The following is a 15,699-nucleotide window of genomic DNA, read 5'->3' as shown; positions in this document are numbered from 1 at the left end:
CGACGCCTTCACCTCCGAGGAATGTGCCAACTACCTCAAAAATTCAGGCTATCGAACTTAATGCCATCACGCTTTAACGCGCGCCCTTGCGGTTGATCAGCTTGCCGAAGAAGCCGCTCGCTTCTTCGGCAACGATCGTGGGCGCCTCGGCGTGAACGTAATGCCCGGTCTCGACGAACCTGATCGAAGGTTCGCTCCAATAGTCTCCCAACCTGTCCGACCATTCGGGCGCGATCAACGGATCGCGACGGCCCCAGAGAAAGCGCGAGGGCACGTCGATGCGCGGCTGCGCCGGCAGCTTGCCTTCCAGCCAGCGCCGGCGATTGGGCGCGGACGAGAGATACCAGTCGAAGCCGCCCTGGATGTTGCCCGGCTTCATGAAGTTGTCGACATAGGCTTCCAGCAGCTCGCCGAACACGGCGGGATCGTCGCCCGACCAGTGGTCGAGGAAATGTCGGAAGTAGAGCCGGCATGACTCGCGCGAGCTTCCGACCAGTTGCGCGGCCCATGGCAGCTGCTGGAAGTATTGATACCAGACCTCGATCAGGTGGCCGGGCTGGCCGTAGCGGTGCCCGAGGCCCGGATAGGGCGTGCAGAGATAGAGCGTGCCGGTCAGCCGTTGCGGCTGTCGATGCGACATCGCCTGCATGACATAGGCGCCGAGATCGCCGCCGATTACGCCGAAGCGGTCATGGCCGAGCGCGTCCATGACGGCAAACATATCCAGCGCGTGGCGCTCCGCGGTTGCGGACGCATCGGGCCCCGGTGTCGGCTTGCCGGTGTCGCCGCAGCCGCGCAAGTCGGGCGCGATCAGTTCGAAGCTGTCGCCGAGGCGCAGCATCAGCGGGCGCCACACCAGCCAGAACTCCGGCCAGCCGTGAAGCAGGAGCAGCGGCGGCCCCTTGCCGAAGCGCGCGACGTTGACGCGCAGGCCGCCGATATCGATCTTCTGTTGTGTGATGCCTGCCGCGGCTGCATCCGCGAAGGCTTTTTCAAGCGCCGTCATGGAGACTCCCTGTGGTTTGCCGCAGGCTGTCCGCGTTCGCGCGTCCGGTCCAATACTCGTTCGATACGGTTGCAGAGCTATTGCGTATGACTGACGGCACCCGCCGCCGTGCTATACCGCCGGCATGGAATTGCGACACCTTAGATATTTCGTGGCGCTCGGCGAGGAATTGAACTTCACCCGCGCGGCCGAGCGACTGCACATCGCGCAACCGCCGCTGAGCCAGCAGATCCGTCAGCTCGAGGACGAGCTCGGCGTGACGTTGCTGCAGCGGAATAGCCGTCCTGTCAGGCTCACCGAGGCGGGCGAGCTGTTGCTTGCGCGCGCCCGCGCGCTGCTCGCAAATTTCGAGACCGCGGTCGCGGACACGCGGCGCGTCGGGCGCGGCCAGGCCGGCAAGCTCGCGATCGGATTCGTCGGCTCCGCGATGTTCGCCGGTCTGCCCGATCTCATCGGCAGCTATCGCGACGCCTGTCCCGACGTCGAGCTCGTGCTCGACGAGATGCTGGCGGCCGAGATTGCCGAAGCGCTGCGACGACGCCGGATCGATGTCGGCTTCGCACGCCCGGCGCTATTGCCGGAGGCGGGACTTGCCCAGCGCCTGATCCTGGAGGAGCCCTATGTCGCGGCGTTGCCGCGCGCGCATCCGCTTGCCGAGAGGGACGACATTGCGCTTGCCGAATTGTCCGACGATGCCTTCGTGCTGTATCCGGCGCGACCGGAGCCGTCGGTCACCGGCCTGATCGTCGCCGCGTGCCAGGCCGCCGGCTTCACGCCGCGGCTCGCGCAGGAGGTGCTGCATCTGCAAACCGCGATTGGCCTGATCGCCGCCGGCGTCGGTGTATCGCTCGTCCCGGAGGCCGCTGCAAGCGCGCAGACCGGTCGCGGCGTGGCGTATGTCCGCTTGGCCGCGCCGGCGGTGACGGCTCCGCTCACGATTGCGTGGCGCGATGAAGATGTCTCGCCCGCCGTGCAGCGTTTGCTCGACCTTGCGACGCGCTTGCGCGAGATTGCTCCGGGACTTGCGCGAAGGAACTGAGGCAGCGGCCGCAATTGTCCGGACGATGGCTCGGGATTGCAAACTTACGCGACGCCGCACCGCAGCGACGTTTTCCCGCTTGCCAAATGTCAAACGCAGGCAGAGCATAAACGGTCGCCGACCCAATCATGGGCCGAGCTCCAAAACGAGGAGGCGGCAATGGGACAAGACGTCAGAAGTCCCCGAGGTCCACGGTGCATCGCATTGGTGGGCCCTTTCCAAAGCGGTAAAACCACACTTCTGGAAGCGATCCTGGCGCGCACTGGCGCCATTAAGAATGCCGGCAGCGTCGATGCCGGAACCTCCGTCGGCGATGCCAGCCCCGAGGCGCGTCAGCACAAGATGGGCGTAGGCCTGACCGCCGCCACCACCACCTTTATGGGGGACAGCTACACCTTTATCGATTGTCCCGGCTCGGTCGAATTCGCGCACGACATGCGTGCAGCGTTGCCGGCGGTCGATGCCGCGGTCGTGGTCTGCGAAGCCGACGAGAAGAAACTGCCGCAGCTGCAGATCATCCTGCGCGAGCTCGAGGAGCTCGGAATTCCCCGTTTTCTATTCCTGAACAAGATCGACCGCGCCAACAAGCGCGTCCGCGAGACGCTTGCGACGCTGCAGCCAGCCTCGCGCGTGCCGCTGGTGCTGCGCCAGATCCCGATCTGGAACGGCGATCTGATCGAAGGCTTTGTCGATCTCGCGCTGGAGCGCGCGTTCGTCTATCGCGAGCACAAGCCGTCGGAGGTGATGGCGCTCGAGGGCGGCAATCTCGATCGCGAGAAGGAAGCGCGCTTCTCGATGCTTGAGAAGCTCGCCGATCATGACGACGCGCTGATGGAGCAATTGCTGGAGGATATCCAGCCGCCGCGCGATGCCGTGTTCGACGATCTCGCCCGCGAACTGCGCGAAGGCCTGATCTGTCCGGTGCTGCTCGGCGCTGCGAGCCGCGAGAACGGCGTGCTGCGCCTGATGAAAGCGCTGCGCCATGAGGCGCCCGGCGTTGCCGAGACCGCCAATCGGCTCGGCATCAAGGACCAAAAGGATGCGCTGGCCTACGTGTTCAAGACCGTGCACTTGCAGCACGGCGGCAAGCTGTCGCTGGCGCGCGTGCTTGCGGGCCGGCTCGACGACGGCATGACGCTGCAATCCTCAAGCGGCGAGAGCGGGCGCGTCTCCGGCATCCTCGCGGTCTCGGGCGCGCATGACAGCAAGCGGCCGCAGGCCGAGGCCGGCGACACTGTCGCGCTCGGCAAGCTCGATGCGATCAAGACCGGTGATACGGTCTCGAGCGGCAAGACGGCGCCGGCCTCGCTGGTCAAGGTCGAGCCGGCCGCGGCCGTGCTGTCGATCTCGATTGCCGCGACCGACCGCAAGGACGACGTCAAGCTCGGCCAGGCGCTGCTGCGGCTGAACGAGGAAGATCCCTCGCTGACGATGATCCAGAACCCGCGCACCCACGACACCGTGCTGTGGGGGCAGGGCGAGATGCATCTGCGCGTGGCGCAGGAACGGCTCAAGGACCGCTACGGCGTCAACGTCAAATCGCATCCGCCGGCGATCGGCTACCAGGAAACCATCCGCAAGGCCATTACCCAGCGCGGCCGGCACAAGAAGCAGTCCGGCGGCCACGGCCAGTTCGGCGACGTCGTGCTCGACATCAAGCCGAAGCCGCGTGGTTCCGGCTTCGAATTCCACGAGAAGGTGGTCGGCGGCGCGGTGCCGCGCAACTATATCGGCGCGGTGGAAGAGGGCGTCGTCGACGCGCTGGCGCGCGGCCCGCTCGGCTTTCCCGTGATCGACGTCGACGTCACGCTGACCGACGGCTCCTATCACAGCGTCGATTCCTCCGACCTTGCGTTCCGCACCGCGGCGCGGATCGGGGTCAGCGAGGGGTTGCCGCAGTGCCAGCCGGTGCTGCTGGAGCCGATCCATATGGTCGAGATCGTCTGTCCGAACGAAGCGACCGCCAAGATCAACGCGATCCTGTCGGCGCGCCGCGGCCAGATCCTCGGCTTCGACACCCGCGAGGGCTGGATCGGCTGGGATTGCGTCCGCGCCACGATGCCGGAATCCGAGATCGGCGACCTGATCGTCGAGCTGCGCTCCGCCACCGCCGGCGCCGGCACCTTCACCCGCCAGTTCGACCGCATGGCCGAAGTGACGGGCCGCGCCGCCGACCAGATCATCGCCGCGCATCGCGACGCGGCCTGATCCAATTGTCATTCCGGAGCGCTCGCGCCCGCGAGCGAATCCGGAATCTCGAGATTCCCCAATGCGCAATCGCGCGTTGGGATTCGATGCTGTCGCATTGCCCCGTAATGACGGGGAGACTGCTTCGCTCCCTTCCTTCCCAAGCCGACTGCTTTCATGAACATTGTCGTTCTGAACACTTGGAGCGATTCCCACCGTCATGCTTGAATCCCGCCGTAACCTGGCGCTGGCCTGCGCACTCAGCGCGCTGGCCGGTTATGTCGACGGCATCGGCTATCTGCATCTCGGCGGGCTGTTCGTCTCCTTCATGAGCGGCAACTCGACGCGGCTCGGCGTGACGCTGGCCGAGGGGCATTGGCAGCACGCCCTGGAAGCGCTGGAGCTGATCGTGCTGTTCGTCGCCGGTGCCGCAGCCGGCAGCCTGATCGTGCTCAGCGCGCTGGCGCATCGCCAGCCCCTGCTCCTGCTCGTCGAGGCGTGGCTGTTGACGGCGGCGGCGGTGGCCTATGCCTATGGCCTGCCGAGCGCCGCGGTCGCCGCCATCGTGCTGGCGATGGGGCTCGAGAACGCCGTATTCCAGCTCGAAGGCGGCGCCGGGCTCGGCCTCACCTATGTCACCGGGGCGCTGGTGAAGGCCGGCCAGCTGATCGCCGCCGCGCTCACCGGCGGCGCGGGCTGGGCCTGGCTGCCGAACCTGCTGCTGTGGGCGGCGCTGGTCGCGGGCGCGCTCGCCGGGGCGCTGGCCTATGGCTGGATCAACCTCGCCGCGATCTGGTTCGCCGCAGCCGCCGCGTTCGCCCTCAGCGCGCTGGTTGCCGCATCCGCGAAGCGGATGGATTGACAGCGCGCCTGCCTTGGCCGATGTCACAATCATGACGTCCTCAAGCAAAACCCGCGCCGCGTGCCTGATCGGCTGGCCCGCCGCGCATTCCCGCTCGCCGCTGATCCATCATTACTGGCTGCGCACGCTCGGCATCGAGGGCGGCTATGTGATCGAGGCGGTGCCGCCGGAGGATTTCAAGGATTTCCTGTTCCGCCTGTCGCTGCGCGGCTTCGTCGGCGCCAATGTCACCATTCCGCACAAGGAGCGCGCGCTGGCGCTGTCGGCACCGGACGAGCGCGCCCGTGCCGTCGGCGCCGCCAACACCTTGTGGTTCGCCGATGGCGAGTTGCGCTCGACCAACACCGATGTCGAAGGCTTCATCAACAATCTCGACGCCTGCGCGCCGGGCTGGGACAAGACCGAAGACGCGCTGGTGCTCGGCGCCGGCGGCGCGGCGCGTGCGGTGGTGTTCGGCCTGATCGAGCGCGGCATCGCGCGCGTGCATCTGGTCAATCGCAGCATCGATCGCGCCCGCGCGCTGGCCGGGCAATTCGGCGCGCGGGTTCATCCTGCAGCCTGGGACAAGGTTGATGAGCTGCTGCCGCGCGCCGGCCTGCTGGTGAATACCACCTCGCTCGGCATGCATGGTCAGCCCGCGCTCGAGGTCGATGTCGGTCTGCTGCCGCAGGGCGCGGTTGTCTCCGACCTCGTCTATGTACCGCTGGTGACGCCGCTGCTTGCGGCGGCAGAGGCGCGTGGTCTGAAGACCGCTGATGGACTGGGCATGCTGCTGCATCAGGCGGTGCGCGGTTTCGAATTGTGGTTCGGGCGGCGTCCGCACGTCACGCCGGAACTGCGTGCGCTTGTTGAGGCCGATCTCACAAAGACTTGAGGCCTGGAATAGCATCTCCGGAACGGGGTCTGGTGTTAGTCCCCCCGCGTTCCCTCCCGGAGATCAGTTATGCCTGCCAGCCGTTCCCATCTCATTCGGCCGTTCATTGCGCTCGCGATGGTGACGGTGTCCACGCTCTACGCGCTCGCTCAGCAGCCGCCGACGCCGACGCGGGTGCGTGGAACCGTCGAGAGCGTCGACGGCGATACGCTCGCGGTGAAGTCGCGTAGCGGCGAGGACGTCAAGCTGCACATGGCAGGCAACATGGTGGTGCTCGGTCTCACCAAGGTCGCGCTGTCCGACATCAAGGTCGGTTCCTTCATCGGCACGACCACCGTGCCCGGTCCCGACGGCACACCGAAGGCGGTCGAGGTGCATGTCTTCCCGGAGAACATGCGCGGCACCGGCGAAGGGTCGCGGCCCTACGATCTGAAGCCGAACAGCAGCATGACCAATGCGACCGTCGCGCAATCCGTCGTCGGCAATGACGGCCACACATTGCTGGTCAAATACAAGGACGGCGAGAAGAAGGTGGAGGTCGCCCCCGATACCCCGGTCGTGACCTATGTTCCCGGCGACAGAGCGGACCTGAAGGCCGGCGCCAAGGTCATCGCTTTCATGAAAAAACTGCCGGACGGCTCGCTTGAAACCGATCGCGTCAGCGTCGGCCGCGACGGGCTTACGCCGCCGATGTGACGCACAATGTCATCCCGGGGCGATGCGAAGCGTCGAACCCCAATGCGCAATTGCGCATTGGGGATCTCGAGATTCCGGGTCTGGTCCTTCGGACCATCCCGGAATGACGATCTGAACGGGCCACATCAGAACACGCGAGCGCATCACCTGTCCGTTATCGCAGTAACGGCACCCTCATCCGGCGCGTAGTTGTCGTGTGAGCCGTCGCTTCCGCGAGAAGTTGTGGCTTGCACGGAATACCACCAATTCCCCGGTGTTCCCTAATCCGCCAGCCCAACCCATGAGGGACACCATGCCGAAATCGCCGCTGTTCGCCGCGTTGCTTCTTGTTGCCTTTGCCTCGGCTGCATCTGCACAGCAGCCGCCGGCGGTGCGCATTCGCGGCACCATCGAGGCCGTCGACGGCGCCATGCTGTCGATCAAATCGCGCGACGGCGCCGACATGAAGGTGCGGACCACCGACAACGTCGCGGTGTTCGGCGTCGCCAAGACCGATCTGTCGGAGATCAAGCCAGGTTCCTATATCGGCGTCACCGCGATGCCCGAGCCCGACGGGACGCAGAAGGCGATCGCGGTTCACATCTTCCCGGAGAACCAGCGCGGCGCCGCCGAAGGCTTCCGCCCCTGGGACCTGCGCGCCAACTCGACCATGACCAATGCCACCGTCGCCGAGACCGTGAAGGGCACCGACGGCCAGAACATCACGGTGAAGTACAAGGACGGCGAGAAGAAAGTCGTGGTGCCGCCGGGCACCCCGGTCGTCACCTTCGTCGCCGGCGACAAGTCGGAGCTGAAGCCAGGCGCCAAGATCATCATCTTCGGCGCGGTGAAGAAGGACGACGGCACACTGGAAGCCAACCGCGTCAATGTCGGACGCGACGGGATCGCACCGCCGATGTGAGGCTGAACAGGCTCTGCTGTCGTCCCTGCGAAAGCAGGGACCCATAACCACAGGGTTGAGTTGCTGAAGCGCGCTGTCGCCGCAGCGCTGGGAAACGACGGCCATCGGTGGTTATGGGTCCCGGGTCGCGCTTCGCTTGCCCGGGACGACGAAGATTGCGTAGCCCGGATGGAGCGCAGCGCAATCCGGGCCCAATCTATCCGCGAGGAAGACCCGGATTAGCTTCGCTTCATCCGGGCTACGATAATAGCGCCGGCGGCTAAACCGCCAGCACGTGATCGTCGATCTCGGCGATGGTGTTGACGCCGCACAGCCCCATCGTGGTGGTGAGCTCCTTGCCGAGGATATCGATCGCCTTGGCGACGCCTTCCTGGCCGCCGGCGCCGAGGCCGTAGGCATAGGCGCGGCCGATCATGCAGGACTTCGCGCCGAGCGCCAGCGCCCGCATGACGTCCATGCCGGTGCGGATGCCGCCGTCGAACATGATCTCGAGCTTCGAGCCGACCTCATCGACGATCTCCGGCAGCACCTCGATCGAGGACGGCGCGCCGTCGAGCTGGCGGCCGCCATGGTTGGAGACCACGATCGCCTGCGCGCCGGTCTTGGCGGCAAGCTCGGCGTCCTCGACATCGAGAATCCCTTTGAGGATCAGCTTGCCCGGCCAGATGCTGCGGATCCAGTCGATGTCCTTCCAGCTCAGCGAGGTGTCGAACTGCGAGGCGGTCCATTCCGACAGTTTCGTTAGATCTTCGGTGCCTTTGACATGGCCGGCAATGTTGCCGAAGGTGCGGCGCTTGCCTTGCAGCACGCCTGACACCCAGGCGGGCTTGGTCGCGAAGTCGATCAGCTTCGACAGCGACCATTCCGGCGGCACCGTCATGCCGTTCTTGATGTCCTGGTGGCGCTGGCCGATCACCTGCAGGTCGACGGTCAACACCAGCGCCGAGCATTTCGCGGCGATCGCGCGCTCGATCAGTGACTTGATGAAGCCGCGGTCCTTCATGACGTAGAGCTGGAACCAGAACGGCTTGTCGACGGCGGCCGCGATGTCCTCGATCGAGCAGATCGACATCGTGCTCTGGGTGAAGGGAATGCCGGCCGCCTGCGCGGCGCGGCAGGCATAGATCTCGCCGTCGCCATGCTGCATGCCGAGCAGGCCGACCGGCGCCAGGATCAGCGGCATTGCGGCCGGCTCGCCGAGGATCGTGGTCGCCAGGGTGCGCTTGGACACATCGACCAGGATGCGCTGGCGGAACTTGATCTGCTGCAGATCTTCCGAATTCGCGCGCAGCGTGTCCTCGGTGTAGGAGCCGCGGTCCGCATAATCGAAAAACGCCTTCGGCACCCGGCGCTTGTGCAGCTGGCGCAGATCTTCGATGCAGGTAATGTGCTTCATGGACGTTCCCGGCCCTTCTTCTGTGTCGCAAGTTCGATGTCGCGAGCCTTGTTTTGAGCAGCAAGTCTTGCGGGTGTTCGATCTTGTCGTCATCTAGCATGGATGGGTGGCCTGCCAAATCGAAGACGGATGGGAGAGCGCGATGACCCAATCAGGCTCCAAGCCGAAAGCAGACGAGAACGCCGAGAAGCGCCGGCTCGACGAGGCCCTGGAGGAGGGGCTGGAGGAGACGTTTCCCGGTTCCGACCCCGTCAATGTCACCCAGCCGGCCCCCACCAAGGGCGACCAGCACGTCAAGCGCAGCGGCAAAGGGTAGGGGACAGGGTTCGTTCCCGAGGTTGCCGAAAGAGCGATAATATTATATCTTTCAGTGCGTTAAAGTCGAAGCGCGGGGTTTGGCCCCGGTAATGATTCATCATATTTTTTGAAGTCATTTTAGTGCCTGGCAGTCTATAAGGCCGATGCACGCTAGACTGGTAGGCGTTCGGGACTCTCTCGCCGGGTGGTTCGAGAGGTCCGTGTTGGGGGTTACATGAGCCGCAAATATTTCGGGACCGATGGAATTCGGGGCCGCGCCAATGGACTGATCACGCCGGAGCTCGCGCTCAAGGTAGGGCAGGCTGCGGGATTGGTGTTTCAGCGTGGCGACCATCGCCATCGCGTCGTGATCGGCAAGGACACGCGGCTGTCCGGCTACATGATCGAATACGCCATGGTTGCGGGCTTCACCTCGGTCGGTATGGACGTGCTGCTGGTCGGCCCGATGCCGACCCCGGCGATCGCGATGCTCACCAAGTCGATGCGCGCCGACCTCGGCGTCATGATCTCGGCGTCGCATAATCTTTTCGAGGACAACGGCATCAAGCTGTTCGGCCCGCAGGGCTTCAAGCTGTCCGACGATGTCGAGAAGCAGATCGAGCAGCTGCTCGACGAATCGCTCGACCGCCGCCTGGCGCAGAGCGCGAGCCTCGGCCGCGCCCGCCGCATCGACGGCGTCCATGACCGCTACATCGAATTCGCCAAGCGCACGCTGCCGCGCGATCTCTCGCTCGACGGCCTGCGCGTCGTGGTCGACTGCGCCAACGGCGCCGCCTACAAGGTGGTGCCGGAAGCGCTGTGGGAGCTCGGCGCCGACGTGGTGCCGATCGGGGTCGAACCCGACGGCTTCAACATCAACAAGGAATGCGGCTCCACCTCGCCGGAAGCGCTGTCGCGGAAGGTGCGCGAGATGCGCGCCGACATCGGCATCGCGCTCGACGGCGATGCCGATCGCGTCATCCTGGTCGACGAGCGCGGCCACATCGTCGACGGCGACCAGCTGCTCGCGGTGATCGCGCAGAGCTGGAAGGAGGAGGGGCGCCTCGCCAAGCCCGGCATCGTCACGACCGTGATGTCCAATCTCGGGCTGGAGCGCTTCCTGCAGGGTCTCGGGCTGCAGATGGTCCGCACGCCGGTCGGCGACCGCTATGTGCTCGAGCAGATGCTGAGCGGCGGCTACAATCTCGGCGGCGAGCCGTCGGGCCATATCATCATGTCGGACTATTCGACGACCGGCGACGGTTTCGTCGCGGCGCTGCAGGTGTTGGCCGTGGTGCAGAAGCTGCGCCGCCCGGTGTCGGAGATCTGCCGGCGTTTCGATCCATTGCCGCAGATCCTGAAGAACGTGCGCTATCGCAGCGGCAAGCCGCTCGACGACGCCGAGGTCAAATCCGCGATCACCGACGGCGAGAAGCGCCTCAACGGCCATGGCCGTCTCTTGATCCGTCCCTCCGGCACCGAGCCGGTGATCCGCGTGATGGGCGAGGGCGACGATCGCATCCTGGTGGAAGAGGTCGTCGACAACATCGTCAGCGCACTCGGCCACGCCGCCGCGGCTTAAGCTCCGTCCGGCCTCGTCAGCTCGTGATTCGTCATCCTGAGGAGTGCGCCCTTGCGCGCGTCTCGAAGGATGCACGGCCCATTGTCGCAATGTGGCGAGCGCCGGGCCGTCGACCCTTCGAGACGCGCGGAGCCTGTCATCGGGCCGCGCTTTGCGCGGACCCGTTGGCGCTCCTCAGGGTGACGGGGATAGAGTTTGGCCGCCGGCTGGCCACACAGCGCATCGCTGCCATCGGCTAACGCAACTGGTTTGCCTCACCTCCGCGTCGTACGACACGGAGGTATTTTTGCGAATCTGTCCGGGAATGCAGCATTGAACAAACCCGTTGTGAGCAAACAGGCGCTGGGCGAGCCGGTGCCGGTGCCGGAGCTGACGGCCGTGAAGGCCGCCACCGCTGCGGGGCCGGCCTATGTCGTGCTTGCCGGCATCAGCTTCTCGCACTTCCTCAACGACACGATGCAGTCGCTGATCGCCTCGGTCTATCCGATCCTGAAGGACAATTACGCGCTCGACTTCGCGCAGATCGGCATGATCACGCTGGCGTTCCAGTTCACGGCGTCGCTGCTGCAGCCGCTGGTCGGGCATTTCACCGACAAGAAGGCGCAGCCGTTCTCGCTTGCGATCGGCATGGGCTTCACCTTCTTCGGGCTGTTGCTGCTCAGCGTTGCGCACACCTATGGGGTGATCCTGATCGCGGCTTCGCTGGTCGGCCTCGGCTCCGCGGTGTTCCATCCGGAATCGTCGCGCATCGCGCGGCTGGCGTCAGGCGGACGTTACGGTTTCGCGCAATCGGTGTTCCAGCTCGGCGGCAGTTTCGGCACCTCGATGGGACCGGTGCTCGCAGCACTGATCGTGGTGCCGTTCGGCCAGCCCTCGATCGTCTGGTTCTCCTCGATCGCGTTCCTTGCCATCGTGATCCTCTGGCGCATCGGCGTCTGGTACAAGCCGCAGATATCGAGCAAGAAGGCGGCCGCCATCGCGCGGCATCCCGACCATCCGGATCAGCGGCGCGTGAGGATCGCGCTCGTCGTGCTGGTCGCGCTGCTGTTCTCCAAGCAGCTCTATGTCTCGAGCCTGTCGAGCTATTACATCTTCTATCTGATCGATCGGTTCGGCGTCTCGACGCAGGCGGCGCAGCTCTATCTGTTCATCTTCCTTGCCGCCAATGCCGCGGGCGCGTTCATCGGCGGTCCGCTCGGCGACCGCTTCGGCCGCAAATACGTGATCTGGTTCTCGATCCTCGGCGCGCTGCCGTTCGCGCTGGCGCTGCCCTATGCCGGCCTGTTCGCGAGCGCCGTGCTGACGGTCGTGATCGGTTTGATCATCTCGTCGGCGACGTCGGCGATCATCGTGTTCGCGCAGGAATTGATGCCGCATCGCTTCGGCATGATCTCCGGCGTGTTCTTCGGCGTCGCGTTCGGGATCGGCGGTCTCGGCGCCGCCGTGCTCGGCAAGCTCGCCGACCACACCTCGATCGCCTTCGTCTATCAGCTGTGCGCCTTCCTGCCGGCGATCGGCCTGCTCGCGGTGTTCCTGCCGAAGATGCCGCAGGCCGTGCGCTGAACGCTCGGCCGCAGACGCGACGCCCGCGTTAAGCATTCGCTAACACACGCGGCTTGCGTGCCCTGCGAACGGCGCGCATGCGTCAACGCTTCATTAGCACTTGTGGCGAGATCGCGATGTTTCGCTGTCTCCTGCGCCATTTTAATGAACCTATCAGCGGCAGCCGCAGAAAAAGGTGAGAGAAAATCAACCTTAAAAATTAGGGTTAAGTGCCGCTTAAACATTTCCTGCCATCGTCCGGCCGTGAGTTTCAGACGTGGGGCTTTCGTGTCGCCTCACTTGGCCCAAAAGGACGAAGCCAATGCGTAGCGTAAAGACCCTGATTGCCGCCGGCGCGGCATCTCTGTTGTCCACGGCGGCGTTCGCCGCCGACATGCCCATCATGCCGCCACCTCCGATGGCGTATGCTCCTCCGCCGGTCCAGGATTTCGGCGGCTGGTACCTGCGCGGCGACATCGGCATGACCAGCAGCAAAGGCAGGCTGCACGTCAACGCGTATGACACGCTGCCCGCCGGCGCGCTCACCCAGGTTGGCCATGGCTTCGACGGCGGCACGCTCTACGGCATCGGCGTCGGCTATCAGTTCAACAGCTGGTTCCGCGCCGACATCACCGGTGAGTACCGCTCGAAGGTGAGCTTCAACGGCACCGACTTCGTGACCTTTCCCACCAACTCGATCGCCGATGCCTATCATGGCGGTTTCCAGAGCTGGGTCGGCCTCGTGAACGTCTATGCCGATCTCGGCACCTGGTGGTGCTTGACGCCGTTCATCGGCGCCGGTGTCGGTGCCGCGACGATCAAGACCTCGGCCTTCTCCGACGTCACCACGTTCCCGGGAGCGTCCGGTTTCACCGGTTCCTTCGCCGCCGACGGCGCGACCAAGACCAACCTCGCCTGGGCAGTGCATGCCGGTGTCGCCTACAAGGTCACCAACAATTTCACGGTCGAACTGGCTTACCGCTATCTCGACATGGGCACCGCGGGGCAGGGTAACGGTCGCTCGTTCGATGGCAGCAATGCTGGTCCGTCGTCGTTCCAGTTCCGGGATATCACGTCGCAGGACGTCAAGCTCGGCGTGCGCTTCGCCCTGCCTTGCTGCGACGTGCCGCCTCCGCCGCCGCCGCCCCCGCTGATCCGCAAGGGTTAATTTCAAGCCTTCACGGTTAACGATTGAAACGGCGCGGGACCATCCCGCGCCGTTTTTCTTTGCCGCATCATGGCACGAACCTTCTGCAACTTGCGTGCTCGAAAACCGGCGGCGACAACGATTGGTTAAGGTTAACAGGCGATGATCAACGCGAAATCGGTGCGGTGGATGGAGCGTTGCAATGCGTAGGTTGGTGCTGGCGGCGATGATGTTCGGGGCGATGACCGGCGCACATGCGGCCGACATGCCCGATTTCCTTCGCGGCAGTCTCCCCGCTTCCAGCGCGCCAACCAGAAACTGGGACGGCTGGTATGTCGGCGGCCAGGTCGGCCAGACATGGATCAACACCGACTTCGGCGGGAGTGTCGCGTCCTTGACCAACTCCATCTTCCGCAACACCACGCTGCAGGCGCCGACGTCGCAATTCAACTTGCTTGGCCGGGTCAATGCGCAAAGCTCGGGCTTCGGAGCGTTTGTCGGGCGCAACTGGCAGTATGACGACGTCGTGGTGGGTGTCGAAGCAAACTATACCTATTGGTCTGGGCTTACGACCACGACCTTTGGAAGTCTGGGGCCGATTCAGGTCGCTCAGCCAACCCTGGTCCTGCCACCCGGCGCCACTGCGGCAGACAGCGTGTCGTTGAATGGAAGCGCTGCGCTGAAGCTCAAGGATGAGATGACGTTCCGCGGACGCGCGGGTTGGGCAACCGGTGACTTTCTGCCGTACATCTTCGGCGGTCTTGCCGTCGGCCGAATGGACGTTGCGCGCACTGTCACGAGCTCTGTGAACCGGACGATCAATTTCGCTGATGGAAGTTCGACCAGCTTTGCCCTACCGCAGTTTTCCCAGACCGTGACGGATGCGAAGACGAACAACTACGTTGCCGGCTGGACCGCTGGTCTCGGCTTGGAATACATGTTGTGGAACTGTGTTTTCGTGCGAGGCGAGTGGGAATACGTCAAGTTCACGCCGGTCAAGAACACGTCGGTCACGCAAAACAGCGTGCGTGCTGCAATCGGCTACAAGTTCTGACCCACGCCACTCGGCTTGACACCGCAATCTGCGGCTGATCGGATATCGCTCCGCAAGCGGAGCAATCTCACATGAAAATCTACGGCGACGCCAATTCAGGCAACTGCCTGAAGGTGAAATGGGTGTGCGACAGGCTGGCGCTGCCGTACACATGGGTCGAGATCGACACCATGAAGGGCGGCAGCCGGACCGCGGAATTCCTCAAGCGAAACGGCTGGGGTCAGGTGCCGACGGTTGAGCTGGATGACGGCCGCACGCTCGCGCAATCCAACGCCATCATTCGCTATCTCGCGCGCGGCAGCGACCTGATCCCGAGCGATCCCTATCGCGCGGCGCAGATGGATGCCTGGATGTTCTGGGAGCAGAACAGCCACGAGCCTTATGTCGCCGTCTGCCGCTTTCAGACCGTGTATCTCGGCAAGGCCATCTCGGAGATCGATCCGAACCTCGTCAAGCGCGGCTATGTCGCGCTCGATCATCTGGAGCGGCATCTGGCGGGCACGCAATTTTTGGTCGGAGACGCGTTCTCGCTCGCCGACGTCTCGCTGCTCGCCTATACGCGTGTCGCGGAAGATGGCGGCCTCGAGCTCGCGCGCTATCCCGCGATCCGTCGCTGGATCGCCGACGCCGAGCGCGTGCTCGCGCTGCCGCCGGTCCGCTGACCTCAGGTGAATGCCGCCATGACTGAAGCTTCATCCATCACGATCCGCCGCGCCCGCCGCGAAGACGTCGCCGCCATCGTCGGCATGCTTGCGGACGATCCGCTCGGCAGTGCGCGCGAGCGGATCGAAGACCCGCTGCCGCAAAGCTATTACGAAGCCTTCGCGCGGGTCGAGCGCGATCCCAATTTGCAACTCGTCGTCGCCGTCGACGGTGAGGGCGTCGTCGTCGGCTGTCTGCAGCTTGCGGTTCTGCCGGGCATCAGCTCGCAAGGCGGCTCGCGCGGCTTGATCGAGGACGTTCGCGTTGCAAAACATTGCCGCAGCCGCGGCATCGGCGAGAAGCTGGTGCAGTGGGCAGTCACCGAGGCGCGCGCGCGAGGCTGCATGCTCGTCGAATTGCTGACGCATCAGACGCGGGTCGATGCGCAGCGCTTCTACTGTCTCTTATACACAT

The 15,699-nt window shown here is 64.7% G+C and carries 15 protein-coding genes; 13 read left to right on the top strand and 2 right to left on the bottom strand.

The genetic code is table 11. The features are described from left to right. Positions 1–73 precede the first annotated feature (73 nt). Positions 74–1,006 (bottom strand): alpha/beta fold hydrolase, encoded by a 933-nt coding sequence (locus IF803_RS40695; protein ID WP_304497165.1) that lies wholly within the window; start codon positions 1,004–1,006, stop codon positions 74–76. Positions 1,007–1,130: 124 nt separating this feature from the next. Between IF803_RS40695 and IF803_RS40690 the strand changes: the two genes are divergently transcribed. From IF803_RS40690 to IF803_RS40665, 6 genes are all read left to right on the top strand, one after another. After that, a complete protein-coding gene (locus tag IF803_RS40690) occupies positions 1,131–2,045 on the top strand; it encodes a LysR substrate-binding domain-containing protein (RefSeq protein WP_304497164.1) in 915 nt (304 codons plus the stop codon). A 159-nt stretch (positions 2,046–2,204) separates the two neighbouring features. Then, on the top strand, positions 2,205–4,253 hold the full coding sequence (locus IF803_RS40685) for an elongation factor G (protein WP_304497163.1): 2,049 nt from the start codon (positions 2,205–2,207) through the stop codon (positions 4,251–4,253). A 199-nt stretch (positions 4,254–4,452) separates the two neighbouring features. Further along, on the top strand, positions 4,453–5,094 hold the full coding sequence (locus IF803_RS40680; protein WP_304497162.1) for a YoaK family protein: 642 nt from the start codon (positions 4,453–4,455) through the stop codon (positions 5,092–5,094). A 31-nt stretch (positions 5,095–5,125) separates the two neighbouring features. Continuing rightward, a complete protein-coding gene (locus IF803_RS40675; protein WP_411783485.1) occupies positions 5,126–5,968 on the top strand; it encodes a shikimate dehydrogenase in 843 nt (280 codons plus the stop codon). A 117-nt stretch (positions 5,969–6,085) separates the two neighbouring features. Next, complete coding sequence (locus tag IF803_RS40670) at positions 6,086–6,664, top strand: hypothetical protein (protein ID WP_411783494.1); 579 nt, start codon at positions 6,086–6,088, stop codon at positions 6,662–6,664. 292 nt (positions 6,665–6,956) lie between these two features. After that, complete coding sequence (locus IF803_RS40665; RefSeq protein WP_028340555.1) at positions 6,957–7,565, top strand: single stranded DNA-binding domain-containing protein; 609 nt, start codon at positions 6,957–6,959, stop codon at positions 7,563–7,565. Positions 7,566–7,824: 259 nt separating this feature from the next. Here the strand turns inward: IF803_RS40665 and IF803_RS40660 are convergent, their stop codons facing one another. Further along, a complete protein-coding gene (locus IF803_RS40660) occupies positions 7,825–8,961 on the bottom strand; it encodes an alpha-hydroxy acid oxidase (protein ID WP_028340554.1) in 1,137 nt (378 codons plus the stop codon). A gap of 142 nt (positions 8,962–9,103) precedes the next feature. Between IF803_RS40660 and IF803_RS40655 the strand changes: the two genes are divergently transcribed. The 7 genes from IF803_RS40655 to IF803_RS40625 form a co-directional block, all read left to right on the top strand. Continuing rightward, positions 9,104–9,277: a hypothetical protein gene (locus IF803_RS40655; protein WP_196238153.1), complete on the top strand. Its 174-nt coding sequence runs from the start codon at positions 9,104–9,106 to the stop codon at positions 9,275–9,277. A gap of 216 nt (positions 9,278–9,493) precedes the next feature. After that, positions 9,494–10,840: a phosphoglucosamine mutase gene (glmM, locus tag IF803_RS40650; protein ID WP_016846677.1), complete on the top strand. Its 1,347-nt coding sequence runs from the start codon at positions 9,494–9,496 to the stop codon at positions 10,838–10,840. Between the two features lie 312 nt (positions 10,841–11,152). Continuing rightward, positions 11,153–12,403, top strand: coding sequence for an MFS transporter (locus IF803_RS40645; RefSeq protein WP_461195973.1), 1,251 nt, complete (start codon positions 11,153–11,155; stop codon positions 12,401–12,403). Between the two features lie 301 nt (positions 12,404–12,704). Next, positions 12,705–13,550 carry an outer membrane protein gene (locus IF803_RS40640; RefSeq protein WP_304497157.1) on the top strand — a complete coding sequence of 282 codons (846 nt, stop codon included), beginning with the start codon at positions 12,705–12,707 and terminating at the stop codon, positions 13,548–13,550. Between the two features lie 181 nt (positions 13,551–13,731). Beyond that, positions 13,732–14,583 (top strand): outer membrane protein, encoded by an 852-nt coding sequence (locus IF803_RS40635; protein WP_411783483.1) that lies wholly within the window; start codon positions 13,732–13,734, stop codon positions 14,581–14,583. Between the two features lie 71 nt (positions 14,584–14,654). Then, positions 14,655–15,245, top strand: a complete 591-nt coding sequence (locus IF803_RS40630; protein WP_411783482.1) for a glutathione S-transferase family protein — start codon at positions 14,655–14,657, stop codon at positions 15,243–15,245. A gap of 18 nt (positions 15,246–15,263) precedes the next feature. Then, a partial coding sequence (locus IF803_RS40625; RefSeq protein ID WP_461195972.1) for a GNAT family N-acetyltransferase occupies positions 15,264–15,699 on the top strand: 436 nt, incomplete at its 3' end.

The organism is Bradyrhizobium sp. UFLA06-06 (assembly GCF_054820065.1).
Note: the sequence above shows the minus strand (reverse complement) of the source record. Positions and strands in the feature narration are given on the sequence as shown.

Bases quoted from the DNA above. Each gene is read 5' to 3' on its own strand.
- IF803_RS40675 (WP_411783485.1), top strand. From the start codon at position 5,126: ATGACGTCCTCAAGCAAAACCCGCGCCGCGTGCCTGATCGGCTGGCCC.
- IF803_RS40690 (WP_304497164.1), top strand. From the start codon at position 1,131: ATGGAATTGCGACACCTTAGATATTTCGTGGCGCTCGGCGAGGAATTG.
- IF803_RS40660 (WP_028340554.1), bottom strand. From the start codon at position 8,961: ATGAAGCACATTACCTGCATCGAAGATCTGCGCCAGCTGCACAAGCGC.
- IF803_RS40640 (WP_304497157.1), top strand. From the start codon at position 12,705: ATGCGTAGCGTAAAGACCCTGATTGCCGCCGGCGCGGCATCTCTGTTG.
- IF803_RS40630 (WP_411783482.1), top strand. From the start codon at position 14,655: ATGAAAATCTACGGCGACGCCAATTCAGGCAACTGCCTGAAGGTGAAA.
- IF803_RS40670 (WP_411783494.1), top strand. From the start codon at position 6,086: ATGGTGACGGTGTCCACGCTCTACGCGCTCGCTCAGCAGCCGCCGACG.
- glmM (WP_016846677.1), top strand. From the start codon at position 9,494: ATGAGCCGCAAATATTTCGGGACCGATGGAATTCGGGGCCGCGCCAAT.
- IF803_RS40685 (WP_304497163.1), top strand. From the start codon at position 2,205: ATGGGACAAGACGTCAGAAGTCCCCGAGGTCCACGGTGCATCGCATTG.
- IF803_RS40665 (WP_028340555.1), top strand. From the start codon at position 6,957: ATGCCGAAATCGCCGCTGTTCGCCGCGTTGCTTCTTGTTGCCTTTGCC.
- IF803_RS40635 (WP_411783483.1), top strand. From the start codon at position 13,732: ATGCGTAGGTTGGTGCTGGCGGCGATGATGTTCGGGGCGATGACCGGC.
- IF803_RS40655 (WP_196238153.1), top strand. From the start codon at position 9,104: ATGACCCAATCAGGCTCCAAGCCGAAAGCAGACGAGAACGCCGAGAAG.
- IF803_RS40680 (WP_304497162.1), top strand. From the start codon at position 4,453: ATGCTTGAATCCCGCCGTAACCTGGCGCTGGCCTGCGCACTCAGCGCG.
- IF803_RS40695 (WP_304497165.1), bottom strand. From the start codon at position 1,006: ATGACGGCGCTTGAAAAAGCCTTCGCGGATGCAGCCGCGGCAGGCATC.